This is a genomic window from Noviluteimonas gilva, assembly GCF_009740395.1.
Lineage (GTDB): Bacteria > Pseudomonadota > Gammaproteobacteria > Xanthomonadales > Xanthomonadaceae > Noviluteimonas > Noviluteimonas gilva.
The window spans coordinates 731,756-756,374 of sequence record NZ_WOXT01000001.1; the positions used below are offsets into that span (position 1 = coordinate 731,756).

The 24,619-nt window shown below is 67.6% G+C and carries 27 protein-coding genes and 1 pseudogene; 15 read left to right on the forward strand and 13 right to left on the reverse strand.

Annotated elements, in window-relative coordinates; all coding sequences use genetic code 11:
• Nucleotides 1–9 precede the first annotated feature (9 nt).
• Both GN331_RS03350 and mutM read right to left on the reverse strand, forming a co-directional pair.
• Complete coding sequence (locus GN331_RS03350; RefSeq protein ID WP_156640302.1) at nt 10–573, reverse strand: ECF-type sigma factor; 564 nt, start codon at nt 571–573, stop codon at nt 10–12.
• A 74-nt stretch (nt 574–647) separates the two neighbouring features.
• Complete coding sequence (gene mutM / locus GN331_RS03355; RefSeq protein WP_156640304.1) at nt 648–1,475, reverse strand: bifunctional DNA-formamidopyrimidine glycosylase/DNA-(apurinic or apyrimidinic site) lyase; 828 nt, start codon at nt 1,473–1,475, stop codon at nt 648–650.
• A 190-nt stretch (nt 1,476–1,665) separates the two neighbouring features.
• Here mutM and GN331_RS03360 point away from each other — a divergent pair, with 190 nt between their 5' ends.
• The 3 genes from GN331_RS03360 (at nt 1,666) to acs (ending at nt 5,163) form a co-directional block, all read left to right on the forward strand.
• Nucleotides 1,666–2,862, forward strand: coding sequence for a DesA family fatty acid desaturase (locus GN331_RS03360; RefSeq protein WP_156640305.1), 1,197 nt, complete (start codon nt 1,666–1,668; stop codon nt 2,860–2,862).
• Between the two features lie 125 nt (nt 2,863–2,987).
• A complete protein-coding gene (locus tag GN331_RS03365) occupies nt 2,988–3,230 on the forward strand; it encodes an EF-hand domain-containing protein (RefSeq protein ID WP_425489259.1) in 243 nt (80 codons plus the stop codon).
• Between the two features lie 37 nt (nt 3,231–3,267).
• Entirely contained in the window at nt 3,268–5,163 is a 1,896-nt protein-coding gene (gene acs, locus GN331_RS03370) for an acetate--CoA ligase (RefSeq protein ID WP_156640309.1), read from the forward strand.
• Nucleotides 5,164–5,240: 77 nt separating this feature from the next.
• Here acs and rpmG read toward each other — a convergent pair whose 3' ends face one another.
• The 9 genes from rpmG to GN331_RS03415 form a co-directional block, all read right to left on the reverse strand.
• On the reverse strand, nt 5,241–5,405 hold the full coding sequence (gene rpmG / locus GN331_RS03375; RefSeq protein WP_036168663.1) for a 50S ribosomal protein L33: 165 nt from the start codon (nt 5,403–5,405) through the stop codon (nt 5,241–5,243).
• Between the two features lie 13 nt (nt 5,406–5,418).
• Nucleotides 5,419–5,655: a 50S ribosomal protein L28 gene (gene rpmB, locus GN331_RS03380; protein WP_036168661.1), complete on the reverse strand. Its 237-nt coding sequence runs from the start codon at nt 5,653–5,655 to the stop codon at nt 5,419–5,421.
• 184 nt (nt 5,656–5,839) lie between these two features.
• Nucleotides 5,840–6,199, reverse strand: coding sequence for a lipid-A-disaccharide synthase N-terminal domain-containing protein (locus tag GN331_RS03385; protein WP_156640311.1), 360 nt, complete (start codon nt 6,197–6,199; stop codon nt 5,840–5,842).
• 2 nt (nt 6,200–6,201) lie between these two features.
• A complete protein-coding gene (locus GN331_RS03390; RefSeq protein ID WP_156640312.1) occupies nt 6,202–6,927 on the reverse strand; it encodes a glycosyltransferase family 2 protein in 726 nt (241 codons plus the stop codon).
• Nucleotides 6,924–7,925, reverse strand: a complete 1,002-nt coding sequence (locus GN331_RS03395) for an SDR family NAD(P)-dependent oxidoreductase (protein ID WP_156640314.1) — start codon at nt 7,923–7,925, stop codon at nt 6,924–6,926. The genes GN331_RS03390 and GN331_RS03395 overlap by 4 nt, the downstream gene beginning before the upstream one ends.
• Before the next feature lie 82 nt (nt 7,926–8,007).
• On the reverse strand, nt 8,008–8,928 hold the full coding sequence (locus tag GN331_RS03400; protein ID WP_156640315.1) for a ParB/RepB/Spo0J family partition protein: 921 nt from the start codon (nt 8,926–8,928) through the stop codon (nt 8,008–8,010).
• The gene (locus tag GN331_RS03405) at nt 8,925–9,746 is read right to left on the reverse strand and encodes a ParA family protein (protein WP_331713350.1); all 822 of its coding nucleotides are present in this window, start codon (nt 9,744–9,746) and stop codon (nt 8,925–8,927) included. The genes GN331_RS03400 and GN331_RS03405 overlap by 4 nt, the downstream gene beginning before the upstream one ends.
• 55 nt (nt 9,747–9,801) lie before the next feature.
• Nucleotides 9,802–10,449: a 16S rRNA (guanine(527)-N(7))-methyltransferase RsmG gene (gene rsmG / locus GN331_RS03410; protein ID WP_156640319.1), complete on the reverse strand. Its 648-nt coding sequence runs from the start codon at nt 10,447–10,449 to the stop codon at nt 9,802–9,804.
• Nucleotides 10,450–10,461: 12 nt separating this feature from the next.
• On the reverse strand, nt 10,462–11,046 hold the full coding sequence (locus GN331_RS03415; RefSeq protein ID WP_156640321.1) for a 4'-phosphopantetheinyl transferase family protein: 585 nt from the start codon (nt 11,044–11,046) through the stop codon (nt 10,462–10,464).
• Between the two features lie 89 nt (nt 11,047–11,135).
• On the opposite strand from GN331_RS03415, the gene GN331_RS03420 reads away from it, so the two are divergent.
• Together GN331_RS03420 and GN331_RS03425 are read left to right on the forward strand one after the other, a co-directional pair.
• Nucleotides 11,136–12,488 carry an AMP-binding protein gene (locus GN331_RS03420; RefSeq protein WP_156640322.1) on the forward strand — a complete coding sequence of 451 codons (1,353 nt, stop codon included), beginning with the start codon at nt 11,136–11,138 and terminating at the stop codon, nt 12,486–12,488.
• Between the two features lie 161 nt (nt 12,489–12,649).
• A complete protein-coding gene (locus GN331_RS03425; RefSeq protein ID WP_156640324.1) occupies nt 12,650–12,919 on the forward strand; it encodes a GlsB/YeaQ/YmgE family stress response membrane protein in 270 nt (89 codons plus the stop codon).
• Nucleotides 12,920–13,017: 98 nt separating this feature from the next.
• Here the strand turns inward: GN331_RS03425 and xth are convergent, their stop codons facing one another.
• A complete protein-coding gene (gene xth, locus GN331_RS03430) occupies nt 13,018–13,785 on the reverse strand; it encodes an exodeoxyribonuclease III (RefSeq protein ID WP_156640325.1) in 768 nt (255 codons plus the stop codon).
• Between the two features lie 80 nt (nt 13,786–13,865).
• On the opposite strand from xth, the pseudogene cysK reads away from it, so the two are divergent.
• Together cysK and GN331_RS16665 are read left to right on the forward strand one after the other, a co-directional pair.
• Nucleotides 13,866–14,873, forward strand: a pseudogene (gene cysK, locus GN331_RS03435) (cysteine synthase A); the annotation flags it as partial.
• The gene (locus tag GN331_RS16665; RefSeq protein WP_231734382.1) at nt 14,853–15,368 is read left to right on the forward strand and encodes a glutaredoxin; all 516 of its coding nucleotides are present in this window, start codon (nt 14,853–14,855) and stop codon (nt 15,366–15,368) included. The pseudogene cysK and the gene GN331_RS16665, both read left to right, overlap by 21 nt.
• Here the strand turns inward: GN331_RS16665 and GN331_RS03440 are convergent.
• Complete coding sequence (locus GN331_RS03440) at nt 15,365–16,792, reverse strand: coniferyl aldehyde dehydrogenase (protein WP_425489260.1); 1,428 nt, start codon at nt 16,790–16,792, stop codon at nt 15,365–15,367. The two genes, GN331_RS16665 and GN331_RS03440, sit on opposite strands and share 4 nt — an antisense overlap.
• A 38-nt stretch (nt 16,793–16,830) precedes the next feature.
• On the opposite strand from GN331_RS03440, the gene GN331_RS03445 reads away from it, so the two are divergent.
• The 8 genes from GN331_RS03445 to GN331_RS03480 all read left to right on the forward strand — a co-directional run bounded on the left by GN331_RS03445 (nt 16,831) and on the right by GN331_RS03480 (nt 24,617).
• The gene (locus tag GN331_RS03445; protein WP_156640329.1) at nt 16,831–17,373 is read left to right on the forward strand and encodes a gamma carbonic anhydrase family protein; all 543 of its coding nucleotides are present in this window, start codon (nt 16,831–16,833) and stop codon (nt 17,371–17,373) included.
• Between the two features lie 66 nt (nt 17,374–17,439).
• Complete coding sequence (locus tag GN331_RS03450; RefSeq protein WP_156640331.1) at nt 17,440–17,949, forward strand: RDD family protein; 510 nt, start codon at nt 17,440–17,442, stop codon at nt 17,947–17,949.
• A 23-nt stretch (nt 17,950–17,972) separates the two neighbouring features.
• Nucleotides 17,973–18,653: an RDD family protein gene (locus tag GN331_RS03455; RefSeq protein WP_156640333.1), complete on the forward strand. Its 681-nt coding sequence runs from the start codon at nt 17,973–17,975 to the stop codon at nt 18,651–18,653.
• Nucleotides 18,650–19,648 (forward strand): stage II sporulation protein M, encoded by a 999-nt coding sequence (locus tag GN331_RS03460; RefSeq protein WP_156640334.1) that lies wholly within the window; start codon nt 18,650–18,652, stop codon nt 19,646–19,648. The genes GN331_RS03455 and GN331_RS03460 overlap by 4 nt, the downstream gene beginning before the upstream one ends.
• Nucleotides 19,638–21,137, forward strand: coding sequence for a DUF4129 domain-containing protein (locus GN331_RS03465; RefSeq protein ID WP_156640336.1), 1,500 nt, complete (start codon nt 19,638–19,640; stop codon nt 21,135–21,137). The genes GN331_RS03460 and GN331_RS03465 overlap by 11 nt, the downstream gene beginning before the upstream one ends.
• A complete protein-coding gene (locus GN331_RS16880) occupies nt 21,134–22,315 on the forward strand; it encodes a DUF4350 domain-containing protein (RefSeq protein ID WP_156640338.1) in 1,182 nt (393 codons plus the stop codon). The genes GN331_RS03465 and GN331_RS16880 overlap by 4 nt, the downstream gene beginning before the upstream one ends.
• Nucleotides 22,312–23,319, forward strand: a complete 1,008-nt coding sequence (locus GN331_RS03475) for an AAA family ATPase (RefSeq protein WP_156640340.1) — start codon at nt 22,312–22,314, stop codon at nt 23,317–23,319. The genes GN331_RS16880 and GN331_RS03475 overlap by 4 nt, the downstream gene beginning before the upstream one ends.
• A complete protein-coding gene (locus tag GN331_RS03480) occupies nt 23,316–24,617 on the forward strand; it encodes a DUF58 domain-containing protein (protein WP_331713351.1) in 1,302 nt (433 codons plus the stop codon). The genes GN331_RS03475 and GN331_RS03480 overlap by 4 nt, the downstream gene beginning before the upstream one ends.
• Nucleotides 24,618–24,619 lie beyond the last annotated feature (2 nt).

A 24,619-nucleotide genomic window follows, 5' to 3' on the forward strand; every position in this document is an offset into this window, starting at 1 on the left:
CCGTCCCCGTCAACTGTCCTTCAAGGACGCGAGCAGGAACAGGCGCGCCTTCTGCCAATCGCGCCGGATGCTGCGTTCGGACCGCTTGAGCAGCGCGGCGATCTCCAGTTCCGAGAGGCCGGCGAAGTAACGCAGCTCGACCACCTGCGCCAGGCGCGCATCGACCGCGGCCAAACGCGTCAGGGCGGTATCGAGGCCCAGGGTTTCTTCATCCAGGCGCAGGCCGCCTTCGACTTCCTCGGGCAGCTCGGTCACGCGATGCAGGTCGCCGCCGCGTTTCTGCGCCAGGCGCTGGCGCGCGTAGTCGACGACCACGCTGCGCATCGCGGAGGCGGCATAGGCGAAAAAGTGCGCGCGATCGTCGAACTGCGCCGAATTGCGGCCAACGAGCTTGAGGTAGGCCTCGTGCACCAGCGCGGTCGCATCGAGCGTGTGCCCGTGCTGGCCGGCGAGTTGGCGGCGGGCCATCGAGTGCAGTTCCTGGTAAAGGGTGGCCAGGACACGGTCCAGCGCGCCACGGTCTCCGTCGCGTGCAGCGTCCAGCAACTCCGTAATGTCTGCCGTCTCGGACATTTTTCCCCTCAGGCGCCGGAATATACCCGCGTTGGGCGATGCCTGCCTCGGTAGATCGTGGGTGGCAGGCGGTTTCAGCGCTGGCAGCGGGGGCACCAGACGGTGGTCCGCTGGCCGATCGTGCCTTCCTTCATCGCTTTTCCGCACCGCGGGCAGGGCTCCCCGCCGCGCCCGTAGGCGGCCAATTCGAGCTCGAAATACCCCGGCAGGCCATCGGGGCTGATGAAGTCCCGCAGCGTGGTGCCGCCCCGCTCGATCGCGTAAGCCAGGATCCGCTTCACCGCGTCGGACAGGGCGTGGTAGCGCTCGCGCGAGACCTTCCCGGCCTCGCGCAGGGGTGAGATCCCCGCCTCGAACAGGGCCTCGGCCGCATAGATGTTGCCCACCCCGACCACGATCCCCTGGTCCATCAGGAAGGTCTTGACCGGCGCCTTCCGGCCCCGGCTGCGGGCGAAGAGGTAGTCCCCGTCGAAGGCGTCGGACAGCGGCTCGGGGCCCAGGCCGCGCAGGAGCTCGTGGACCTCGCCCGGCGGCTGCCAGAGCAGGCAGCCGAAGCGCCGGGGATCGTTGAAGCGCAGGACGCGGCCCTTCGTGCGCCCACGGTCGGCGAGCTTGAGGTCGACGTGGTCGTGCGCTTCCACGGGTGTGTCGGCCGGTAGCACGCGCAGGCTTCCCGACATTCCGAGGTGCAGCAGCGCGCTGCCGACCTCGGTGTCGAGCAGCAGGTATTTCGCGCGCCGACGAACGGAATCGATCCGCCGACCGGGGAGCAAGGCCGCAATCTCTGGCGGAATCGGCCAGCGCAGATCCGGACGACGCAACACGACGTCTGCGACGACGCGCCCTTCAACGTGCGGCGCCAGGCCGCGCCGGGTGGTTTCGACTTCAGGCAATTCGGGCATGGAGGCGAGTTTGCAGCGATTCGCGTGGACTCATGAGATGGGGCGTGAAAGCGGCCGAAGCAACGTGAACGTTGTTATCCGGTCTGAACACCCCCATCACGAATCTGCGCCGTACGCGGGCGCATGGGTAATCGCTGGTGGCATGATGCCTTCGGGATGAAATGCCCTGTTTTTTTCATGCGGAGTCACGATGCAAGCTCTACTCGATTTCCTCGGCGGCGGCCTGCTGCAATTCGGCTGGGTCGGCCTGTTGGTCTACCTGCTGGTCGCCACGCAGCTGACGATCTTCTCGGTCACGCTGTACCTGCACCGCAGCCAGGCGCATCGCGGCGTCGACTTCCATCCGGTGCTCGCGCACTTCTTCCGTTTCTGGACGTGGATCACCACGTCGATGATCACGAAGGAATGGGCGGCGATCCATCGCAAGCACCACGCCAAGTGCGAGACCGAAGAAGATCCGCACAGCCCGATGCACAAGGGCATCAAGACCGTCTTCTGGCGCGGCGTTGAACTGTACCGCGAAGCGCGCGGCGATCGCGAGTCGATCGAGAAGTACGGCAAGGGCTGCCCGGAAGACTGGATCGAGCGCAAGGTCTACACGCCGCACGCGACGATGGGCCCGACGCTGTTGCTCTTCATCAGCTTCGCGCTGTTCGGCATCCCGGGCGTGGCCGTGTGGGCGATCCAGATGCTGTGGATCCCGTTCTGGGCCGCGGGCGTCGTCAACGGCCTCGGCCATTGGTGGGGCTACCGCAACTTCGAGACCACCGACACCGCGACCAACCTCACCCCGTGGGGCGTGTGGATCGGCGGCGAGGAGCTACACAACAACCACCACGCCTTCCCGAGCTCGGCGAAGTTCGCGCTGCGCAAGTTCGAAGTCGACATCGGCTGGGGCGTCATCAAGATGTTCGAATCGATCGGCATGGCCAAGGTGCTGCGCGTTGCGCCGACCCTCGACGTGCGCCCGAACATCAACGTGCCCGATACCGAGACGATCAAGGCGTTGCTCGCGCATCGCTTCCAGGCGATGACCGACTTCCAGCGCAACGTGCTCAAGCCGGCGTTGAAGGAAGAAGCGCAGGCCACCGGCGGCAAGCTGCGCGCCATGCTCCCGCGCCAGCTGCGCAAGGGCCTGAGCGACGACGGCCGTTGGCTGCAGCCCGATGCACGCCAGCAGATGCAGGAATGGGTGGCGGCGCGTCCGCGCATCCGTGCGCTGGTCGAACATCGCGCCCGCCTGGCCGCCGTGCTCGAAGCGCGTGGCAACGACGCCGCGGCCACGCTGCAGAACCTGCAGCAGTGGTGCAAGGACGCCGAAGCCAGCGGTATCCGCGCGCTGCAGGACTTCTCGGCGCGCCTGAAGGGCTACCAGCTCCAGGCCTGATGCGCGCAACGCTGCACTGTTCAAGAAACCCCGCACGTTCGCGTGCGGGGTTTTTCTTTGCCTGTTTACTGGCGATAGCGCCCGCCTTCGCACAGGTCACCGCCAGCAGCGAGTACCTGGCGCGCATGGACACCGACCACGACGCCCGCGTCTCGCTGCTCGAATACCAGGATTGGCTGAGCTACGCGTTCGATGCGATGGACGCCGACCACGACGGCACGCTCTCGCCCGCCGAGCAACCGGGCGGCCGTGGCAAGCCGCTCACGCGCGAAGCGCACCGCACGCGCCTGGCCGACGCTTTCGGTCGGCAGGACGCCAACAAGGACGGCGTGCTGAGCGCCGCCGAACTCGCCGCCCCGCCGCGTTGAGGGCAAACTGTCGGCCCACGTCGCTAGGTGGTGCCGCATGACCGGATCGACCGACTACGCGCGCGAATACGCGCAATCGCTCAGCGATCCCGACGGCTATTGGAAGTCGGTCGCGCAGCGCATCGAGTGGATCGCGCCGCCCACCCAAATCCGCGACGTCAGCTTCGACACCAAGGACTTCCACATCCGCTGGTACGCCGACGGCGTGCTCAACGCGAGCGTCAATTGCCTCGATCGCCACCTGGCGACGCGCGGCGACCGCACCGCGCTGATCTTCGAACCCGACGATCCGAACGCCGAAGCGCAACGCATCACCTATCGCGAACTGCACGCGCGTACGTGTCGCCTCGCCAATGCGCTGCGCAACCTCGGCGTGCGCAAGGGCGATCGCATCACGATCTACCTGCCGATGATTCCCGACGCCGTCGTCGCGATGCTCGCCTGCGCGCGCATCGGCGCGATCCATTCGGTGGTGTTCGGCGGATTCGCGCCGCAATCGATCGCCGACCGCGTCGCCGATTGCCGCAGCAAGCTGATCATCACCGCCGACGAAGGCCTGCGCGGCGGCAAGCGCATCGCGTTGAAGGCCAACGTCGACGCCGCGCTCGCGCTGCCGGGCACGAACTCCGTCGAAACCGTGCTCGTCGTGCGCCACACCGGCGCCGCGGTCGCGATGCAGATGCCGCGCGACCGTTGGGTGGATGTCGTCGTCGACGGCCAGCCCGACACCTGCGAACCCGAGCCGATGAACGCGGAAGATCCGCTCTTCATCCTCTACACCTCCGGCTCGACGGGCAAACCGAAAGGCGTGCTGCACACGACCGGCGGATACCTGGTGTATGCGAGCTTCACGCACGAACGCGTGTTCGGCCTGCGCGACGACGATGTCTTCTGGTGCACGGCCGACGTCGGCTGGATCACCGGCCACACGTACATCGTGTACGGGCCGTTGGCGAACGGCGCGACCGTGGTCGTGTTCGAAGGCGTGCCGAACCATCCGGATCATTCGCGCTTCTGGCGCGTGATCGACAAACACCAGGTCACGATCTTCTACACCGCACCCACCGCGATCCGCGCGCTGATGCGCGAAGGCGATGCGCCGGTCAAAGCGGCCTCGCGCAAATCGCTGCGCTTGCTCGGCACGGTCGGCGAGCCGATCAATCCCGAAGCTTGGCGCTGGTATCACGACGTTGTCGGCGATGCGCGTTGCCCCGTCGTCGATACGTGGTGGCAGACGGAAACCGGCGGCGCCCTGATCACGCCGCCGATCGGCATCGACGCCAAGCCCGGCAGCGCGATGAAGCCCTTCTTCGGCGTGCAGCCCGCATTGGTCGACGCCGAAGGCCGCCTGCTCGAAGGCGAAGCCACCGGCAACCTCGTGCTGCTGGATTCCTGGCCCGGGCAGATGCGCACGGTGTACGGCGACCACCAGCGCTTCATCGACACCTACTTCCGCGCGTATCCCGGGATGTACTTCACCGGCGACGGTTGTCGGCGCGATGCCGATGGCGACTACTGGATCACCGGCCGCGTGGACGACGTGATCAACGTCAGCGGCCATCGCATCGGCACGGCGGAAGTGGAAAGCGCGCTGGTCTCGCATGCGAAGGTCGCCGAAGCCGCGGTCGTCGGCTTCCCGCACGACATCAAGGGCCAGGGCATCTACGCGTACGTGACCCTGATCGCGGGCGAGACCGAAAGCGACGCGCTGCGTGCGGAACTGATCGCGCACGTGCGCCACGAAATCGGGCCGATCGCGACGCCCGACCATCTGCAGTGGGCGCCGGGCCTGCCGAAGACGCGCTCGGGGAAGATCATGCGGCGCATCCTGCGGAAGATCGCGGAGGACGTGCCGGACCAGCTGGGCGATACGTCGACGCTGGCCGATCCGTCGGTGGTCGATTCGCTCGTGCGCAATCGTCGCGGCGCGTAAACGGCAGGCAAAAAGAAACCCGCCTTCCGGCGGGTTCTTCGTGTGCTTCGAACATCCTGCTCAGGGCAGGCGAAGGCTTACTTGATCTTGCCTTCCTTGTAGATCACGTGCTTCCGGACGACGGGGTCGTACTTCTTGACCTCCATCTTGTTCGGCGTGTTCTTCTTGTTCTTGTCGGTCGTGTAGAAGTGGCCGGTGTTGGCCGAGGAGATCAGGCGAATCTTGTCGCGCTTGCTTGCCATGGTCGTTTACTCCTCAGACCTTCTCGCCACGGGCGCGAAGCTGCGCCAGGACCGAGTCGATACCGTTCTTGTCGATGGTGCGCAGCGCGTGCGCGGAAACCTTCAGCTTCACCCAGCGGTTTTCGCTGGCGACCCAGAAACGACGCTCATGCAGGTTGGGCAGGAAACGACGACGGGTCTTGTTGTTCGCATGCGAGACGTTGTTACCCGTCTGCACGCTCTTGCCGGAAACTTGGCAAACGCGGGACATAGCGCACCTCGATTGGTGTCTGTGATGCACCCCATGGCCTGGGGTACGACGGCCACGCTGCAATAGGGCCTGGGACCCCGGGACTGCCGCAGCGAGCCGCGCATTATGCCCGCCCGAACCCCTTCGGGCTACCCCTGCGAAGCCAAAACCCCTTGATTTGCCTGAATTCCCCCTCGAATCGGGGTCAGTGCGAGGCCTTGTCCCGGTGCCAGCCGCGGTGGCGAATGTCCAGATACAGGCTGTAGCCGGCCGTGAAGGCGGGGAAGAGGTTCTGGATCACGCCCACCGAGTCCTGCTTGGCCGAGAACACGAAGTAGGCCAGGGTCATGACCGACCCCACCAGGCTCATGTACCAGAACACCCGCGGGATCACGGGTTTGCCGTGGCGGCGCGAGGCGAGGAACTGCACCACCCAGCGGCCGCCGAACATCAGCGCGCCGGTCAGGCCGATCAGCTTCCACGGGGACATGTGCAGGCCGGTCCACGCGAGCCAATCGATCGGCGAGTTCATGAAATCCTGCGCGACGGGTGCTGCGTCCAGCATCCTCAGGATTCCTCGACGCCCGTGCGCTTGCTGCGCACGATCAGCCAGGCCACGCCCATCAGGTCGCGGATGCCGACCAGCGCGCGATTGAGGTTGTTGTACTTCGACACGCCGGTCGAACGCGCGCGGTGGTTCACCGGCACGCTCACCGTCTGCCAGCCCGCGCGCTGCATCAGCGCGGGTAGGTAGCGATGCATGTGGTCGAAGTAGGGCAGGTCGAGGAAAGCGTCGCGCTCGAACAGCTTGATGCCGCAGCCGGTGTCGGGCGTGTCGTCGCGGAGCACGCGGGCGCGGATCGCGTTCGCCCATTTCGACGCCCAGCGCTTGCTGCCCGAATCCTGGCGATTGACGCGCCAGCCGGCGAACAAGCGGATCTGCGGCGCGGCGGTATCGCGCGCTGCGAGGAGCTTGGGAATATCGGCCGGATCGTTCTGCCCGTCGCCATCCAGCGTGGCCACCCACGGCGCGCGCGCGTGGCGCACGCCGGTGCGGATCGCGGTGCTCTGGCCGCTCTGCTTCACGTGATGCAACACGCGCAGCTCCGGCACTTCGGACTTCAGCGCGCGCAACGCGGCGAGCGTGCCGTCCTTCGAGTTGTCGTCGACGAAGATCGCTTCGAATTCCACGTGGCCGCGCAACGCGGCCACGACTTCCCGCAGCAAGGGACCGACATTGTCCTGCTCGTTGAACACCGGCACGACGACGGACAGCTGCGGGGCGTGGGTCAAGCCTTGTCTCCGAAATAATCGCGGCACCAGCGCACGACGGGCGGCAGGCCGGTGTCGATGGGGGTCGCGGGTTCGAAACCGAAGTCCGCCTGGGCGCGCGCAGTATCGGCCATGGTTTCGACCATGTCGCCTGGTTGCATGGGCAGATAGTTCTTTTCCGCCGGGCGGCCCGCCGCCTGCTCGATCACCGCGATGAAGCGCTCCAGCTCCACCGGCGTGTGGTTGCCGAGGTTGTAGACGCGATGCGGCCCGCCTTCGGCCGCGTTCTCGCCCGCGGGACGCGCGGGGGCATCCATCGCGCCGAGCACGCCGGCGACGATGTCGTCGATATGGGTGAAGTCGCGGCGCATGCGGCCGTGGTTGAACACCTGGATCGGCCGGCCGGCGAGCACCGCGCGCGAGAACAGCAGCGGCGCCATGTCGGGGCGGCCCCACGGGCCGTAGACGGTGAAGAACCGCAGCCCGGTCGCGCGCAAACCGTAGAGGTGCGCGTAGGTGTGGGCCATCAATTCATTCGCGGCCTTCGTCGCGGCGTAAAGCGAGCGCGGGCGGTCGATGCGCTGCGCTTCGGAAAACGGCGGCGTCGCCGAATCGCCGTAGACCGACGACGAGCTCGCGTAGACCAGGTGTTCGACGCCACGATGCCGGCACAGCTCCAGCATGTTGACGAAGCCGATCAGGTTGCTGTCGACGTAGGCGTGCGGATTCTCGAGCGAGTAGCGCACGCCCGCCTGCGCGGCGAGATGGATCACGCGGCCGAAGCGGTGCTTGTCGAACAGCGCTTCGAGCGCCACGCGATCGGTCAGGTCGATCTGCGCGATCTCGACATCCGGGCACAGCGCGGCGACGCGATCGCGCTTGAGTTGCGGATCGTAGTAATCGTTGTAGTTGTCGAGGCCGACGACGTTGGCGCCGCGCGCACGCAATTCGCGGCAGGTGTAGGCGCCGATGAAACCGGCGGCGCCCGTGACAAGGATCGTGTCCGTCGTATCGGTCATGGCGTGGGAAGCTCCGCTTCTCAAAAATTGCCGCAGCCTAGCCGCGCGGCCGTGCACGCAGCCTCACGCGCGTGCGACAACCTTACTCGGACTTGCCGCGCAGCCGTTCCAGCACGCCGTCCAGCGAATCCAGGTCGGAATAGTGGATCACCAGGCGGCCCTTGCCGGCGCGCCCGTGCAGCACGTTGACGCGGGTGCCCAGGGATTCGGACAGCTCGCGCTCCAGCGTGGCGATATCGGCCTGCGGCTTGGCTTTCGCCGGCTTGGCCTTGCGCGTGGAGGTACCGTTGGCGACTTGGCCGGCCATCAGTTGCTGCACGCGATGCTCGACCTCGCGCACCGACCATTCGTGTTCGGCGGCCTGGCGCGCGAGTGAGACCGCGGCCTGCGGCGCCAGCGTCAGCAGCGCGCGCGCGTGGCCCATTTCGATCGCCTTGGTTTCCACGAGCACGCGGATTTCCGGCGGCAGTTCGAGCAAACGCAGCAGGTTGGACACCGCGGCGCGCGAACGGCCCACCGCATCGGCGGCCTGCGCGTGGGTGAGGTCGAATTCGTCGATCAGCCGCTGCAGCGCAAGCGCTTCTTCCAGCGGATTGAGGTCTTCGCGCTGGATGTTCTCGATCAGCGCCATCGCGATGACGGCGTGGTCGTCGACCACGCGCACGACCGCCGGGATCTGCGCCAGGCCCGCGAGTTGCGAGGCGCGCCAGCGGCGTTCGCCGGCGATGATTTCGTAACGCGCGCCCTTGCCGGCGTTGTCGATCTCGCGCACGACGATCGGCTGGATCACGCCCTGCGCGCGGATCGACTCGGCCAGCTCGGCGAGCTTGCCCTGGTCCATGCCGCTGCGCGGCTGGTAACGGCCGGGTTGCAACTGACCGAGCGGCAGCTGGCGCAGCGCTTCGCCGGGCTGGGCTTCCAGCGGCGCGGTTTCGGCGGCGGCCTTCGGCCCGAGCAGGGCTTCGAGGCCCCTTCCGAGGCCGCGCTTCTTCGCGACGGTCATGCTTGCACTTCCTTCTTCGGTTCCTGTGCCGCGGACTTCGCGGTCTGCTCGCGTTCGCGCTGGCGGCGCATCACTTCGCCGGCCAGCCCAAGGTACGCGACGCTGCCGCGCGAGGCCTTGTCGTAGGCGACGATGCTCTGCCCGTGGCTCGGCGCCTCGGCCAGGCGCACGTTGCGCGGCACGATGGTACGGAACACGCGGTCGCCGAAATGTTGCGTCAGTTCGGCCGACACCGCGTTGGCGAGATTGTTGCGCACGTCGAACATCGTACGCAGCACGCCTTCGATTTCCAGCGCGGGATTGAGCCTGCGCTTGAGCGCGTCGATCGTGTCGATCAGCGCGGACAGGCCTTCCAGCGCGTAGTACTCGCACTGCATCGGCACCAGCACCGAGTCGGCTGCCGTCAACGCGTTGAGCGTGAGCAGCGACAGCGCGGGCGGGCAGTCGATGATGATGAAGTCGTATTGGTCGCGGATCGGTTCGAGCGCGCGCTTGAGGCGCTGCTCGCGGCCTTCCTCGTCCATCAATTCGATTTCGGCGGCGGTGAGATCGATGTTGCCGGGAAGGATGTCGAAGCCTTCGGGCGTTTTCACGATCGCCGAGGGCGCGTGCATTTCTTCCAGCAGCACGTCGGTGATGGAGGCGCGCAGTTCGCGCTTCTCCACGCCGCTGCCCATCGTCGCGTTGCCCTGCGGATCCAGGTCCACGAGCAACACGCGTTTTGGCGTGCGCGCCAGGGCCGCCGCGAGATTCACGGAGGTGGTGGTCTTGCCGACGCCGCCTTTCTGGTTGGCAACAGCGATGATGCGGGCCGTCACGGCGCGATGTCCCCCGGTGGTTCGGCGCTGCTCGGTAGAGACGGCCGGATCCCGATTATGCCGCAGCCACGACGATGAGGTGCCGCTCGGCATCGAGACCGGGCACACGCATCGGATGCAACTCACGAACGCGCCATCCCGGCGGCAGCGCGGCGATCTCCTCGCTGGGCACCACGCCCTTCATTGCGAGCAGTACGCCACCGGGTCGCAGGAGATGGCCGCCGGATTCCAGGATCAGCGGCAGGGTCGCGAGCGCGCGCGCCGTGATCGCGTCGAACCGGCCGGGGGCATCGAAGGCCTCGATCCGCGATTCGACCGCTTCGGCGTTGGTCAGCCCGAGCTTGCGGATCGCTTCCCGCATGAAGCGCACCTTCTTGCCGTTGCTCTCCACCAGCGACACCTGCAGCACCGGCTTGGCGATCGCCAGCGGGATGCCGGGCAGGCCGGCGCCAGTGCCCAGGTCGGCCAGGCGCCCGATGCCTTCCACATACGGGTGCATCGCCAGCGAATCGAGCAGGTGCTTGGCGATCATCTCGCGCGGGTCGCGGATGGCGGTGAGGTTGTAGGTGGCGTTCCAGCGCACGAGCAGCGCGACGTAGTCGAGCAGGGGCGTGGCGAGCGCGACATCGAGGTCGAGTGCGCGCAGGCCCGCCTCGAGTTCGGGGCGCAGGGCGGACAGGTCGGGGGCGGTGGGCGACGTCATGGGGCGCGCATCTTAGCGGCCACGCCACGCGAGTGCCGCGCGATAGCCCGGCCGCGGTGCCCATTCATGCACCGACCACGGGCCGCCGAGGCCGGCGTGCGGATGCGTCATCGCCAGGCTGCCGTCGAGATCGGCGAGCCCGAATTTGTCCAGGCCATAGGCGATCCCGCGCCCATGTGCCTTCAGCACGGCCTCTTTCGCGCACCACAGGCGGAGGAAGGCTTCGTTGCGGTCGGGTTCGGGCAAGCCGCGCAGCCAGTCGTGTTCGGTCGCGTGGAAGAAGCGCTGCGCAAGTTCCAGCGCGCGCGGGCGCGGGCGGGCGCGTTCCAGGTCCACGCCGACGTCCACGCTGTCGCCCAGCGCGATCAGCAAACCGTCGCCGCTGTGGCTCCAGCTCACGTCGAATCCCTGCAGCGCGCCCGCCAGGCGCGGCCGCCCCAGCACATCGCGGTGCAATTCGATCGCCGCCGCCGGCAGTTCGAGCACCGCCCCCAACCAATCGCGCACCAGCGGCTCGGCGGGCGTGCCGCGGGCGTGGTCGCGCCAGGTCCAGCGCGGAAGCCGGGCCGCATCGGTCGGTGTGAAGGCGGGTTCCATTGAGTGGGGGAACAATCCCGATACCAGGCAAGCCAGCGTAAAGTACGCGAAGGGGGGCGGCTCAGGCCGCCAAGGGAAAAGCAGGTCCAATGTCCGCAGTCATCGAACCCGGCGCATCCGCGCCGCAAACATTCATTGCCGCGGGCGATCCGTCGCGCGCGGTGGTGTTCGACGCACGTGGGGACGTGCCGCTCGACACCTTCCTGGCGCAGGTGCGCGGCGTGGCCGCGATGCTGCCGCCGGGCATGCACGCCATCAACCTGTGCGAAGACCGCTACCGCTTCCTCGTCGCCTTTTGCGCGATCGCGATGCGCGGACAGACCAACCTGCTGCCGCCTTCGCGCGCACCGGGCATGGTCGACGAAGCGATGGCGCAGCATCCCGACAGTTACTGCATCGGCGATGGCGAACTCATCCCGGCGCCCGCGCGTTACCTGCGGCTGCCCGACGTGCTGCCCGAACGCGTCGGCGAAACACCGACGCTCGACGACGATGCACTGGTCGCGATCGGCTACACCTCCGGCAGCACCGGCCGCCCGCACGCGAATCCGAAAACCTGGGGCAGCTTCCGCCGCAGCACCGCGCAGAACCTCGCCGCGCTCGCCGATCTCTGGCAGCCCGAAGGCGACGCGCACATCGTCGCCACCGTGCCGCCGCAGCACATGTACGGCATGGAGATGTCGGTGTTGCTGCCGTTGCTCGGGCCCGTCGCCGTGCACGCGGCGCGTCCGTTCTTCCCGGAAGACGTCGCGCAGGCCCTGTCGCATGCACGCGCGCCGCGCATCCTGGTGACCACGCCCGTGCACCTGCGCGCGCTGCTGGTCTCGGGCTGCAAGTTGCCGCCGTTGCGCGCGATCGTTTCCGCGACTGCGCCCCTGTCCGCCGAACTCGCCGCCGAAGCCGAAGCCCGCTTCAGCTGCGAAGTGCGCGAAGTCTTCGGTTCGACCGAAACCTGCGTCATCGCCCGCCGCCGCACCGCGTGCGAAACCGCGTGGACGCCGTTGCCGGGCGTGCGTGTCGTTCCGCAGCCCGACGGCACCGCGGTGCATGCGCCGCACCTGGAAACACCCGTCGTGCTCGCCGACCTGGTCGAAGTGCAACCCGACGGTGGATTCCTGCTGCGCGGCCGCAACGCCGACCTGCTCGAAATCGCCGGCAAGCGCGCCTCGCTCGGCGACATGACGCGCAAGCTGCTCGCGATCCCGGGCGTCGAAGACGGCATCGTGTTCCAGCTCGACGAACCCGGCGAGGGCGGTGTCCGTCGCATCGCCGCGCTCGCCGTCGCACCGATGCTCGACGAAGCGCAGATCCTGTCCGCGTTGCGCCGCGCGCTGGATCCGGTGTTCCTCCCGCGTCCCCTGCGTTGCGTGCCCATGTTGCCGCGCAACGAAACCGGAAAGTTGCCGCGCGAAACCCTCGCGGCGTTGCTGACGGGCGCGTGACGCGCCCTTCACGGCTCGCACAAACCGCTGAAAACAAGCGGTTTTTTGGCGCTCCAGAGTTCTGACTCCACCTTCACGCCTGCCCGAAGAGACTGCCGCCGAACCCCCTTCCCCTGAGGGGGTCGATCGGAATTCGCTGTTCAATTCAAAGGAGTGGGTGCATGAACATCATCATCTGGTTGATCGTTGGCGGCATCGTCGGTTGGCTGGCCAGTCTCATCATGCGGACCGATGCGCAGCAGGGCATCATCCTCAACGTGATCGTCGGCATCATCGGCGCGTTCCTGGGCGGCTGGTTGGGCGGGATGCTCGGCATCAGCGGCGCCAACATCAACGACGGCTTCAGTGTCACGGGCTTCATCATTTCGCTGATCGGCGCGGTGATCCTGCTCGCCATCGTCAATCTGTTCCGCCGCGGTCGCGTGCGCTAAGCACGACGTTCAACGGCATGCGAAGCCCGGTCATGGATGGCCGGGACTTCGCGACGCAAAACAAGCCCGGCCTCGTGCCGGGCTTTGTTTTTTGCGACTCAGTCGATCTGCACCCACACCGGCGTGTGATCGCTCGGCCGTTCCCAGGTGCGCGGCGTGGTGTCGATGCCCGCTGCCGTCGCGCGTGCTTTCAACGCCTCGCTGATCAGGACCAGGTCGATGCGCAGGCCCCAGCCGCGCTGGAACGCGGCGAGCCGGTAATCCCACCAGCTGAAATGGCCGCCGTCTTCGTTGAACAGGCGGAAGCTGTCGTGCAGGCCGAGATCGAGCAGCGAACGGTAGGCTTCGCGCTCGGGCGTGGAGCACAGGATCTTTTCGCGCCAGCGCTTGGGGTCGTGCACGTCGCGGTCGTCGGGCGCGATGTTGAAGTCGCCCAGCACGATGAGGTTGGGATGCGCGATGAGTTCTTCGCGCAGCCATTCACGCACGGCGGCGAGCCAGCGCAGCTTGTACTCGAACTTCGCGCTGCCCACGCTCTCGCCGTTCACCACGTACAGATCCACGATGCGCAGGTCGCCGACGGTGGCCGCCAGCACGCGCTTTTGCGGGTCGTCGAAATTGGGGATGGCGGTGATGCATTTGCTGCTGAACGGCAGGCGGCTCAGCAGTGCCACGCCGTTGTAGGTCTTCTGCCCGCAGAACACGCTGCGGTAGCCGAGCGCGGCGAGGTCCGAGTCGGGGAAGCGCTCGTCCTCCAGCTTGGTTTCCTGCAGCGCGACGATGTCCGGCTGCGCCTCGCGCAGCCATTGCGACAGGTGCGGCATGCGCACGTTGAGCGAATTGACGTTCCAGCTGGCGATCTTCAAGCAGTCGGTCCTTTTGGCGCGCGCGATCACGTTGATCCCTGATGCCGGGGCATTCCCGGCCAGGGCGTGACGGAGACGGCATGGCGCGGTACGACACGATACTCGACACGATCGGCAACACGCCCCTGGTGCGGCTGGGCAAGCTCGCGCCGCCGGGCGTCAACGTCTACGCCAAGCTCGAATCCTTCAACCCGCTCGGCTCGGTCAAGGACCGCATGGCGCGCGCGGTGATCGAAGCCGCCGAACGCGCCGGCACGCTCGTGCCTGGCCAGACCGTGGTCGAAGCGACCAGCGGCAACACCGGCATCGGCCTTGCGATGGTGTGCGCGCAGAAGGGCTATCCGCTCGTCGTGGTGATGGCGGAGAACTTCAGCATCGAGCGGCGGAAGTTGTTGCGTTTCCTCGGCGCGAAGGTCGTGCTGACGCCCGCCGCGGAGAAAGGCTCTGGCATGTTGGCCAAGGCGGTCGAACTCGCCCAAGCGCACGGTTGGTTCCTGTGCCGCCAGTTCGAGAATCCCGCCAACGCCGAGGTCCATATGCGCACGACGGCGAAGGAAATCCTCGCCGATTTCGCCGGCGACACCTTGCATTGCTTCGTGACGGGGACGGGCACGGGCGGCACGCTGCTCGGCGTCGGTCGCGTGTTGCGGCAAACCGATCCGAACATCCGCATCGTCGTCGCCGAACCGGACAACGCGCCGATCCTCGCCAGCGGCATTCCGCAGCCGCGCGATGCGAGCGGCAAGCCCAGCCGCAGCCACCCGCATTTCCAGCCGCACCTCATCCAGGGATGGACGCCCGATTTCATTCCGCGCCTGACCGAAACCGCGCGCGACGAACACCTCGTCGACGAAATCGTCCCCATCGCCGGCCTCGAAGCGCTGCGCCTGGCGCGCGAACTGGCGACGGTCGAAGGCATTCTCGTCGGCCCGTCGAGCGGCGCGACGCTCGTCGCCGCGCTCGATGTCGCGCGACGCAGCGCCCCCGGCACCAACATCGTCTGCATGCTGCCCGACACGGGCGAGCGCTACATGTCGACACCGTTGTTCGAACACATCCGCGAAACGATGGACGAGGACGAAGTCGCGCTGTCGCGTTCGACGCCGGGCTATCGCTTCGACCAGCCGACGCCGCCGCCGGTTTGCGCGGTGCCCGCACCGTCGCAGGCGCCGGCCGAAGAAACACTCGACGCGCGCGCCGAAGCCTTCGTCGCCGATGTCGTGCGCGACAAACCCGTCGTCCTGTTCGCGCTGGAGTGGTGCGAATTCTGCTGGGCGGTGCGCAAGTTGTTCGCGCGCTTGGGCATCGCGTACGAAAGCGTCGACCTGGATTCGGTCGCGTTCCAGCAAAACGATCTGGGCGTGAACATCCGTGCGGTGCTGCGCGCGAAGTTCGCGCCGACCATCCCGCAGATCTTCATCGGCGGGGAACGCATCGGCGGTTGCACCGATCTGTTCGATGCGATGCGCAATGGGCAGATGCAACGACGGCTCGACGCCGCGGGCGTGCGCTACAACAAGCAAATCGCCCTCGACCCTTACACCCTGCTACCGAACTGGGTGCATCCGCGCGAACCGGCCTAGCGCGCGAGGAAGCGCACCAGTCGATCGACGAATCCCTTGTACGGCGGCCGCAACAAATCGGTCGCCGCAAACCGCGACTGGCGAAGCACCGGCAGCAACTTGCTGAAGGCATCGAAGCCCGACTTGCCGTGGATCGCGCCCATGCCGCTCGGGCCGACGCCACCGAAAGGCAGCGTATCGACCGCGAAATGCACCAGCGTGTCGTTCACGGTGACGCCGCCGGCCAGCGTCGCATCGACGATGCGCTCGACCGTCGCGCGCTCATTGGAGAACGGATACAACGCCAACGGCCGATCATGCGTGCCGATGTACGACAACGCATCGTCCAGGCGCGCATACGTCTTCACCGGAAGAATCGGGCCGAAGATCTCATGGCGCATCAGGTCGCTGTCGTCCGGCGCATCGAGCACGATGGTCGGCGGCATCAGGCGCTCGGCCTGCATGCGCTCGGGTGCGATGTCGATGAGCGGCAGCACCGTCGCGCCGCGCGCACGCGCATCGGCGAGCAAGCCCTGCAACCGGTCGAACTGCGCGGTGTTGATGATGCGCGTGTAGTTCGATGCATCCGACAGATCGCCGAAGCGCGCCGTCACTTGCGAACGTATCGCTTCGACGAAGGCATCGCGTCGCGCGGCATCCACCAGCGCGTAATCCACGCCGATGCACGTCTGCCCCGCGTTGAACCACTTTCCGCTCGCGATGCGCGCGGCGGCGAGTTCCAGCGGGAAATCCGCCGCGACCACCGCCGGCGCCTTGCCGCCGAGTTCGAGCGTGACGGGCGTGAGGTTGGGCGCGGCGGCGGCCATCACCTTGCGGCCGACCGCGGTCGAACCGGTGAACAACAGATGGTCGAAGGGCAGCGCGGAAAACGCGGCGCCGACATCCGCACCGCCCACCGCGACCGACACGCGATCGGCGGGAAACACTTCGGCCAGCAATTCGCGCAGGAATTCGCTCGTGCGCGGCGTGTGTTCCGACGGCTTGAGATACACGTGGTTGCCCGCCGCGATCGCCGATACCAGCGGCACGAGCGCGAGGTTCACCGGGTAATTCCACGGACTGATGATGCCGACGACACCCACGGGCATCGGCCGCAACTCCGCACGCGCGGGCCAGAATTTCCAGCCGACGCCCACGCGCCGCGGCTTCGCCCAGCGGCGCAGCTTGCGGCGCGCCAGGTCGATTTCCGCGAGCGTCACCATCGCCTCGGAGATGAGGTTCTCGTGCGGCGAGCGATGCCCGAAGTCGGCGCGGATCGCGGCGTCCATCGCCTCCAGCCGCCGTGCGAACACGTGCCGCAGGCGGCCGAGATCGGCGTGGCGCTGGTCCGGGCTGGGCTTGTTCGCGCGCCAGGCCGTGCGCAGCCGCTCCAGCGTGGGGCCGAGCTCCGCCAGTGCGGGCGACGGGGCATTCATTTCGTTCATGCGGGCAGTGTATGCGCAGCAGTCCTTACAATGGCCGCATGTCCATTCGTCCCTATTCCAGCCACCTGCCCGTCCTCGGCGAGCGCGTCTACGTCGATCCCGCGGCCACCGTCATCGGCGATGTCGTGCTGGGCGACGATGTCTCGCTCTGGCCCGGCACGGTCGTGCGCGGAGACGTGAACTTCATCCGCATCGGCGCGCGCACCAACGTGCAGGACGGCACGATCATCCACGTGAGCCACGACGGGCCGCACGCGAAGCTCGGTGGATTCGCGACCGTTATCGGGAGCGACGTGACCATTGGTCACAAAGCGATCGTGCATGCGTGCCGCATCGAAGATGCCGCGCTGATCGGCATGGGCGCGATCGTGCTGGATGGCGCCATCATCGAGAAACACGGCTTCGTCGGCGCAGGCGCGCTGGTGGCGCCGGGCAAGGTGGTCGGCACCGGCGAGTTGTGGCTGGGCAATCCGGCCAAGCGCGTGCGGATGCTGTCGGATGCGGAAATCGAGGCGCTTTATTACTCCGCCGGCCACTACATCCGCCTGAAGGATCAGTACCTCGCCACGCCCGCGCCTTGAGTTGCGGCTCGCCCCGCGGCAGTCCAAAGTAGCGGCGGGGAAAGATCGAACATCAGGGGAAACACCATGCAGGACACCAACGGCGTCAATCCGTACGCCGCGCCGGGCGCGCGCATCGAACAAACGTATTACGCCACCGAAGAATTCGTGCTTGCGGGGCGGGGCAAGCGCCTGGCCGCGCAGTTCCTCGACGTCCTGATCTACGCCGTGGCCATCGGCCTCGCCGCCGTACCGACCGCAATGATTTCCGATGCGACCGGTTCCAAGTCGTCCGTTCCGTTCATCGCCATTGCGGTGGTACTGGGCTTGATCATCGGTATCGTCAACCTGGTGCAGTTGTACAAGACCGGCCAGACGATCGCGAAGCGTTGGCTGGGCATCCGCATTGTTCGCAGCGACGGCAGCCGCGCCGGCCTCGGCCGCATCGTCGCGCTGCGCAGCCTGGTGCCGGGCCTGATCGGTGCGATTCCCCTCGTCGGCCCGCTCTTCAGCATCGCCGATCCGCTCTTCATCTTCGCCGACGACCGCCGTACGCTGCACGACAAGATCGCAGACACGATCGTCGTCGACGTCTGATCGCGTCGTCGTAGTCCCGCGGCATGCTCGACACCGTTCGCGAAGTCCACACGCCCGAAGGCGTCGCGCTGCGCCTGCCCACCGCCGGGCCGGTGCCGCGCGCGCTCGCCTGGGCGCTCGACATGGCAATCCGCACGTCGCTTGCAATTGCGGCGGCCACGATCCTCGCCGCGTTGGAGGCGGTCGGTTCGGGGTTGTACGCGATCGTGCTCTTCGGGCTGATGTGGGCGTATCCCATCGTGTGCGAAGGCGCCTTCAACGGGCAGACGCCCGGCAAGCGCGTGATGGAATTGCGCGTGGTCTCCGCCGACGGCGCGCCCGTCGGTTGGATTGCGGCGATCGTGCGCAACCTGCTGCGCACCGTCGACATGCTGCCCTTCGGTTACACCGTCGGTTTGATTTCGACGCTCGCCGATCCGCACGGCCGTCGCCTCGGCGACATGGTCGCGCACACGGTGGTCGTGCATGTGGCGAACGAACGCACGCGACCGCCGCTGGTTGAAGTCGAAGCGCACGGACCCACGGTGCCGCTGCGTCCGGCGGAGCAGGCGGCGGTCATCGCCTTCGCCGAACGCGCACCGCGCCTGACGCCCGAACGCCAGCGCGAACTGGCCGACATCGCGGAAGTCGCGACCGGCGCGCGCGGCGATCTCGGCGTGCGTCGCCTGGCGGGCATCGCCAACTGGTTGTTGGGCCGCCGATGAGACAGGAACAGTTCGTCGCGCGCTTCGGCGCGGAGTGGAACGACTTCGAAGCGTGGCTCGAAGCGCGTGCGAAAAGCCCGCGCATGGCGCGCAACGACCGCACGTGGCGCGGATTGCCCGACGAAGACGTGCCGCACGCGTATCGCCGCCTGTGCCAGCAGCTCGGTCTTGCGCGTCGCCGCAACTACAGCCCGGCGGTCGTGGATCGCCTGCAACACCTGATGCAACGCGGGCACACCGCGCTGTATCGCGCCGCGCCGCCGCGCTGGTCGCGCATCCCGCGTTTCTTCCTCGCCGAGTTTCCGCGCCTGGTGCGCGCGCAATGGGCGTGCATGCTGGTCGCGCTCGTGTGTTTCGTGGTGCCGCTCGTCGGCATCTTCGTGCTCGTGCGCGTGCATCCCGAACTTGCGTCGAGCGTGCTCGGGCACGAGCAACTCGCCGAAGTCGAAACGATGTATTCGTCGGCCGAAGCCACCGGCAAGATCGGGCGCGAAACCGGCACCGACGTCGGCATGTTCGGCCTGTACATCTTCAACAACGTGACGATCGGCCTGCGCACCTTCGCCGCGGGCTTGCTGGCCGGCATCGGCAGCATCTTCATGATGGTGTTCAACGGCGTGTTCTTCGGCGCGATCGCGGGGCACCTGCAGAACGTGGGCCTCGGCCCGTATCTGTGGCGCTTCGTCGTCGGGCACGGCAGCTTCGAACTCACCGCGATCGTGATCGCCGGCGGCGCGGGCCTGCGGCTCGGGCTGGACGTCATCGCGCCGGGGCAGCGCAGCCGCGTCGATGCGCTCATCGCGGGTGGCAAGCGGGGTGCGCTGTTGTGCCTGGGCGTCGCACTGATGTTGTTGATCGCCGCGTTCATCGAAGCCTTCTGGTCGTCGATGGCGACCTTGCCCGCGACGTTGATGTACTCGGTCGCGGGCGTGTTGTGGACGCTGGTGTTCGCGTGGCTCGCCTTCGGCGGCCGGGGCTTGCCCGATGCGGATTGACCAGATCTCCGTCGAATTGCGCCCGCGTTCGTCGTGGGAAGCCGTCGAACTCGGCACCGCGCTCGTGCGCACGCATGCACGCGCGATCTGGATTCCGTACGTGCTGCTCACGTTGCCGGTGTTCGTCGCGTTGTGCGCGGTGCTCCTCTGGCTCGACCAATTGCAGTGGGTCGGCATCGCGTACTGGTGGTTGAAGCCGATCTTCGATCGCGTGCCGCTGTTCGTCGTCTCGCGCGCCGTCTTCGGTGCGGTGCCGAGCGTGCGCGAAACACTCGCCGCGCAGCGCACCTGGGGTTGGCGCTGGATGTGGCACTACCTGACATGGCGCCGGCTGAGCCCGTATCGCGCGTTGTACATGCCGGTCGACCTGCTCGAAGGCGGCACGCAGAAGCGCGAACGACGCAATGTCATCGGCGGCTCGGCGCGCGGCGTGGCGGCCTGGCTGACCGTCGCATTTGTGCATTTCGAGACGGCCTTCCTCCTCGGCATGATCGCGCTCGTGCCGATGTTCATGCCGGTCGAAGCCTGGGGCGAATTGGCCGAGCAGTTCGGCGTCTCGGCGCTCCTGCAGTCCACGTGGCTCCAGCTGGCGATGGCGTCGCTCTATTACATTCCGTCGCTGTTGCTCGAGCCCTTCTACATCGGCGCCGGTTTCGGCCTGTATCTCAATCGCCGCACGCAGTTGGAAGCGTGGGACGTCGAGCTCGCGTTCCGTCGCCTGCGCGAACGCCTCGGCGGTACGTTGCTCATCGCCTGCATCGCGTTGGGCCTGGCGATCTCGCCCGAGCGCCCGGCGATGGCCGCGCCGGCGAAGCGCGATGCGCCGACCTTGCCCGAAGCGCTGGGCGATCAGTACGTCGCGCCGTCCGGCTTCGAGAAATCCGTCAAGGCGGTCAAGAAGGACCCGCTGCTGCATCCGGTCGAACGCCGCACGATGTGGGTGCCGCGCGACAAGCAGCGCAAGAAGATCGACGCCGACGCAAGCCCGATCGCGATGTTCATCGCCAGCGTGATCGGCGGGATCGTGAAGTACGCGTTGTGGATCGTCGCGGGCCTGCTGATCGCGCTGCTGGCCTGGACGTTCCGCACCTGGTGGCCGTGGTTGCGATCGATGGCCCCGCAGCACCACGCGCAACCCTCGGCGATCGACACCGCGCCGATCGACCACGACGAAGCCTTGCCCGACGACGTTCCCACCGCCGCGCGCGCCCTGTGGACGCAGGGCCTCGCGCGTCGCGCGCTCGCGTTGCTGTATCGCGCGAGCGTGGAGAGCATGGTCGCCCGCACCGGCGCGACGCTCGTCCCCGGCGCGACCGAAGCCGAGTGCCTGCGTGCCTCACGTGCATTCAACGCGTCGGAAGACCGCGACGCCTTCGCGCGCGTCGTGCGCACTTGGCAATACGCTGCTTACGCCGATCGCATGCCGGCGCATTACGAATTCGAATCGCTGTTGTCGCTGGCCTCCACGCGCTTCGGGTGGGCGGCATGACGCGCGGCAGGCAGATCATCTTCGGCCTGGTCGCCGTCGCTGCCATCGGCTTGGTCGCCGCGTGGTTCCTGCAGTCGTTCGAACGCAAGGCCATCGATCTCCCGCTTCCGCCCAAGGGCGAGGCCGTCTACAACCCGCTGTATGCGCTCAAGGTCGCGTTGCAGCGCGAGCGGCAACGCGTGCACTCGCGGCCGCATCTGTTCGACGACAAACATCCGCTGCAGGCGGGCGACACGGTCCTGATCCTCGCCGATCCCGCGCGCCTGTCGCGCCGCGAATCCGATGCCTTGCGTGCGCACGTCGCGCGCGGCGGTCATCTGGTTGTGCAGGTGCCGATGACGATGCTCGATGAAGAACGCCGCGTGCCGTTGCTCGATGGCTTCGGCGTCGGCATGCATACGTTCGTCGATGATGTGTGCCTGCGCGTGCGCACGGTGCTGAAGGCCAAGAAGGACCACGAGAAGAAGAACGCCGAGAACGTGATGTGCATGGACCGGTTCGCGCTCGCGAAGGCGTCCACGCCCACGCTCGTCTGGGGCGATGCGGAGGGCGTCGCGTTCGCACGCTTCGCGCATGGCCAGGGCACGCTCGATGTCGTCGCGTCGCTCGACGGCGCACGGACGCCGCAGCTGACCCGCGCCAACGCCGACGCCAACGCCAACGCCAACGCCAACGCCAACGCCAACGCCGCGTTCGTCCGCCAATGGCTCCAGCCCAACTGGGGCCGCGGCACGTTCCACCTCATCTACGCCTCCGACATGCCGTCGTTGTGGCGCCTGCTCGCCGAAAACGCGTGGCGCGTCCTCGTCGCACTGGCGCTGTGCATCGCGGCGTGGCTGTGGATGCGCATGCAACGCTTCGGCCCGCGCCTGCCCTCGCCGCCGGATGCGCGCCGCTCGCTGCTCGAACACGTGCAGGCCACCGGCGACCATCTTTATCGCTACGGTCGCGCGCACCTGCTGCATTCGGCCCTGCGCGCACACGTGCTCGCGCGCCTGCGCCGCAAGGACGCGATCGCCGCCGCGCTCGAAGGCCAGGCGCAGGCCGACCTGCTCGCACAACGCACCGGTTTGCCCGCCGCCGACATCGCCGACGCGCTGCGCTCGCCGCGCCCGTTCGACGCCAAGGATTTCCGTTACCGCATCGCCCGCCTCATTGCCCTGGGACGACACACATGAACGACATCGCCACGCCGGCCGCGCCGGTTGTTCCTTCCACTGCGATCACCGGCGATGCGCTCGTCGCGCAGGCCGCCGCGATCCGCGATGAAGTCGCCAAGGCCTTCATCGGCCAGGACGCCGTGCTCGACCAGGTGATCGTCGCGCTGCTCGCCGGCGGCCACGTGCTGCTCGAAGGCGTGCCCGGCCTGGGCAAGACCTTGCTCGTGCGCGCACTGGCGCAGGCGCTGGGCTGCAACCATGCGCGCGTGCAGTTCACGCCCGACCTGATGCCGAGCGACATCAGCGGCCACGCGGTCTTTGATCCGAAGACCGAACGCTTCCAGGTGCGCCGCGGCCCGGTGTTCACCAACCTGCTGCTCGCCGACGAAATCAACCGCGCACCGGCGAAGACGCAATCGGCGTTGCTCGAAGCGATGCAGGAACAGCAGGTCACCATCGAAGGGCAGAGCTTCCCGCTCGCGCCGCCGTTCATGACGCTCGCCACGCAGAACCCGCTCGAGCTCGAAGGCACGTATCCGCTGCCCGAAGCGCAGCTCGACCGCTTCCTGCTCAAGCTGCTGATCGGCTATCCGAGCCTTGTCGACGAAAAGCGCATGGTCGCCGCGGTGAGTGAAGGACGCATGGCGTCGGACTTCGACCTGGCGAGCGTGCATCGCGTCGTCGCCGACGGCGACATCGTGCGCCTGCAACTGGGCACCGCTGCGGTGCGCGTGGATCCGACGGTCATCGACTACGCCGTGCGCGTGGTCGCCGCGACGCGCAAGTGGCCGGGCATCGCGCTCGGCGCGGGCCCGCGCGGCAGCATCGCGCTGGTGCGCACCGCACGCGCGCAGGCGGTGATCGCCAGCCGCGACTTCGTCACGCCCGACGACATCCGCGAAATCGCGAAGCCGGCCCTGCGCCATCGCATCGCGCTCGCGCCGGAACTGCAAATCGAAGGGCAGTCGTCGGACGACGTGCTGCACGCGCTGCTCGCCAAGGTGGAAGCGCCGCGCCAGTGAGACCCGCACTGCCCCTGCTGTGGGCGTTGTTCGCGTGGGCGCTGGTGGGCGCACTCGCGAGCGCGTCGCTCGTGCCGTCGCTGGCATGGACGCTCGTTGGCGGCGCGTTGCTGTGCGTGTTGCTCGTCGACGGGTGGCGTCTGCATCGTCGCGCGGTGCCGGACATCGCGCGCCACGTGCCCGACGCGCTCGCGCTCGGCGTCGAACGCGAAGTGCAATTGCAGATCGACAACGGCGGCGCGCCGCTGCGCATGGACGTGCACGATCTGCATCCCGGTGCGTGGGCCGCGCAGGGATTGCCGCGTTCGCTGACGCTGCAGCCCGGCACAAGCGCGACCTTCGCCTACACACTCAAGCCGATCGAACGCGGCGACCACGTGTTCGAAGGCGTGCACGTGCGCCTGCATTCGCCGTGGCGTTTGTGGCGTCGCGCACTCGTCGCAGGCACCGCGCGCTCGGTGCGCGTGTTCCCGAACTTCGCGCCGCTCACGCGGTTGGCGATGCTCAGCGCCGACCAGGCCTCGCGCTTGGTCGGTGCGCATCTCAAGCGCCGCCGCGGCGAAGGCACCGATTTCCACCAGATGCGCGATTACCGCGTCGGCGACAGCCTGCGCCAGGTGGATTGGAAAGCGACTTCGCGCATGCGCCGCCTGATCTCGCGCGAGTACCAGGAGGAACGCAACCAGCAACTCATCGTCGTGATGGACACCGGCCGCCGCATGCTGGCGCGCGACGGCGAGCTCACGCATTTCGATCGCGTCCTCGATGCCGCGCTCGTGGTGTCCTACGTCGCGCTGCGCCAGGGCGATGCGGTCGGTTTGCTCGCGACGGGGGGCGACCAGCGTTGGGTCGCGCCGCAACGCGGCATGGCCGCGATCGACACGCTGCTGCAGGCGAGCTACGACGTGCAGCCGCGCGCGGTGGCCACCGACTATCTCGCCGCCGCGTCCGAACTCGCGACGCGCCAGACGCGCCGCGGGCTGATCATGCTCGTGACCAACCTGCGCGACGAAGACATCGACGACCTGCTGGCCGCGGTGCGCATGTTGCAGCGCCGGCATCGCGTCGTCGTCGCGAGCCTGCGCGAGGAAGCGCTCGACGCCGCGCTCGAAAGCGCGACCGACGATCTGCCCGGCGCCTTGCGTGCGGCGGCGGCTGCGCGTTATCTCGACCAGCGCAAGGCCGCGCACGATGCGCTGCGCAGCCAGCATGTCCAGGTGCTCGACGTGACGTGCGACCAGCTCCCCGCCGCGCTCGTCGAACGTTACCTCGCGATCAAGCGCGACGGCGCGCTCTAGGC

Bases quoted from the DNA above. Each gene is read 5' to 3' on its own strand.
- GN331_RS03350 (WP_156640302.1), bottom strand. From the start codon at position 573: ATGTCCGAGACGGCAGACATTACGGAGTTGCTGGACGCTGCACGCGAC.
- mutM (WP_156640304.1), bottom strand. From the start codon at position 1,475: ATGCCCGAATTGCCTGAAGTCGAAACCACCCGGCGCGGCCTGGCGCCG.
- GN331_RS03360 (WP_156640305.1), top strand. From the start codon at position 1,666: ATGCAAGCTCTACTCGATTTCCTCGGCGGCGGCCTGCTGCAATTCGGC.
- GN331_RS03365 (WP_425489259.1), top strand. From the start codon at position 2,988: ATGGACACCGACCACGACGCCCGCGTCTCGCTGCTCGAATACCAGGAT.
- acs (WP_156640309.1), top strand. From the start codon at position 3,268: ATGACCGGATCGACCGACTACGCGCGCGAATACGCGCAATCGCTCAGC.
- rpmG (WP_036168663.1), bottom strand. From the start codon at position 5,405: ATGGCAAGCAAGCGCGACAAGATTCGCCTGATCTCCTCGGCCAACACC.
- rpmB (WP_036168661.1), bottom strand. From the start codon at position 5,655: ATGTCCCGCGTTTGCCAAGTTTCCGGCAAGAGCGTGCAGACGGGTAAC.
- GN331_RS03385 (WP_156640311.1), bottom strand. From the start codon at position 6,199: ATGCTGGACGCAGCACCCGTCGCGCAGGATTTCATGAACTCGCCGATC.
- GN331_RS03395 (WP_156640314.1), bottom strand. From the start codon at position 7,925: ATGACCGATACGACGGACACGATCCTTGTCACGGGCGCCGCCGGTTTC.
- GN331_RS03400 (WP_156640315.1), bottom strand. From the start codon at position 8,928: ATGACCGTCGCGAAGAAGCGCGGCCTCGGAAGGGGCCTCGAAGCCCTG.
- rsmG (WP_156640319.1), bottom strand. From the start codon at position 10,449: ATGACGTCGCCCACCGCCCCCGACCTGTCCGCCCTGCGCCCCGAACTC.
- GN331_RS03415 (WP_156640321.1), bottom strand. From the start codon at position 11,046: ATGGAACCCGCCTTCACACCGACCGATGCGGCCCGGCTTCCGCGCTGG.
- GN331_RS03420 (WP_156640322.1), top strand. From the start codon at position 11,136: ATGTCCGCAGTCATCGAACCCGGCGCATCCGCGCCGCAAACATTCATT.
- GN331_RS03425 (WP_156640324.1), top strand. From the start codon at position 12,650: ATGAACATCATCATCTGGTTGATCGTTGGCGGCATCGTCGGTTGGCTG.
- GN331_RS16665 (WP_231734382.1), top strand. From the start codon at position 14,853: ATGGACGAGGACGAAGTCGCGCTGTCGCGTTCGACGCCGGGCTATCGC.
- GN331_RS03440 (WP_425489260.1), bottom strand. From the start codon at position 16,792: ATGAACGAAATGAATGCCCCGTCGCCCGCACTGGCGGAGCTCGGCCCC.
- GN331_RS03445 (WP_156640329.1), top strand. From the start codon at position 16,831: ATGTCCATTCGTCCCTATTCCAGCCACCTGCCCGTCCTCGGCGAGCGC.
- GN331_RS03450 (WP_156640331.1), top strand. From the start codon at position 17,440: ATGCAGGACACCAACGGCGTCAATCCGTACGCCGCGCCGGGCGCGCGC.
- GN331_RS03455 (WP_156640333.1), top strand. From the start codon at position 17,973: ATGCTCGACACCGTTCGCGAAGTCCACACGCCCGAAGGCGTCGCGCTG.
- GN331_RS03460 (WP_156640334.1), top strand. From the start codon at position 18,650: ATGAGACAGGAACAGTTCGTCGCGCGCTTCGGCGCGGAGTGGAACGAC.
- GN331_RS03465 (WP_156640336.1), top strand. From the start codon at position 19,638: ATGCGGATTGACCAGATCTCCGTCGAATTGCGCCCGCGTTCGTCGTGG.
- GN331_RS16880 (WP_156640338.1), top strand. From the start codon at position 21,134: ATGACGCGCGGCAGGCAGATCATCTTCGGCCTGGTCGCCGTCGCTGCC.
- GN331_RS03475 (WP_156640340.1), top strand. From the start codon at position 22,312: ATGAACGACATCGCCACGCCGGCCGCGCCGGTTGTTCCTTCCACTGCG.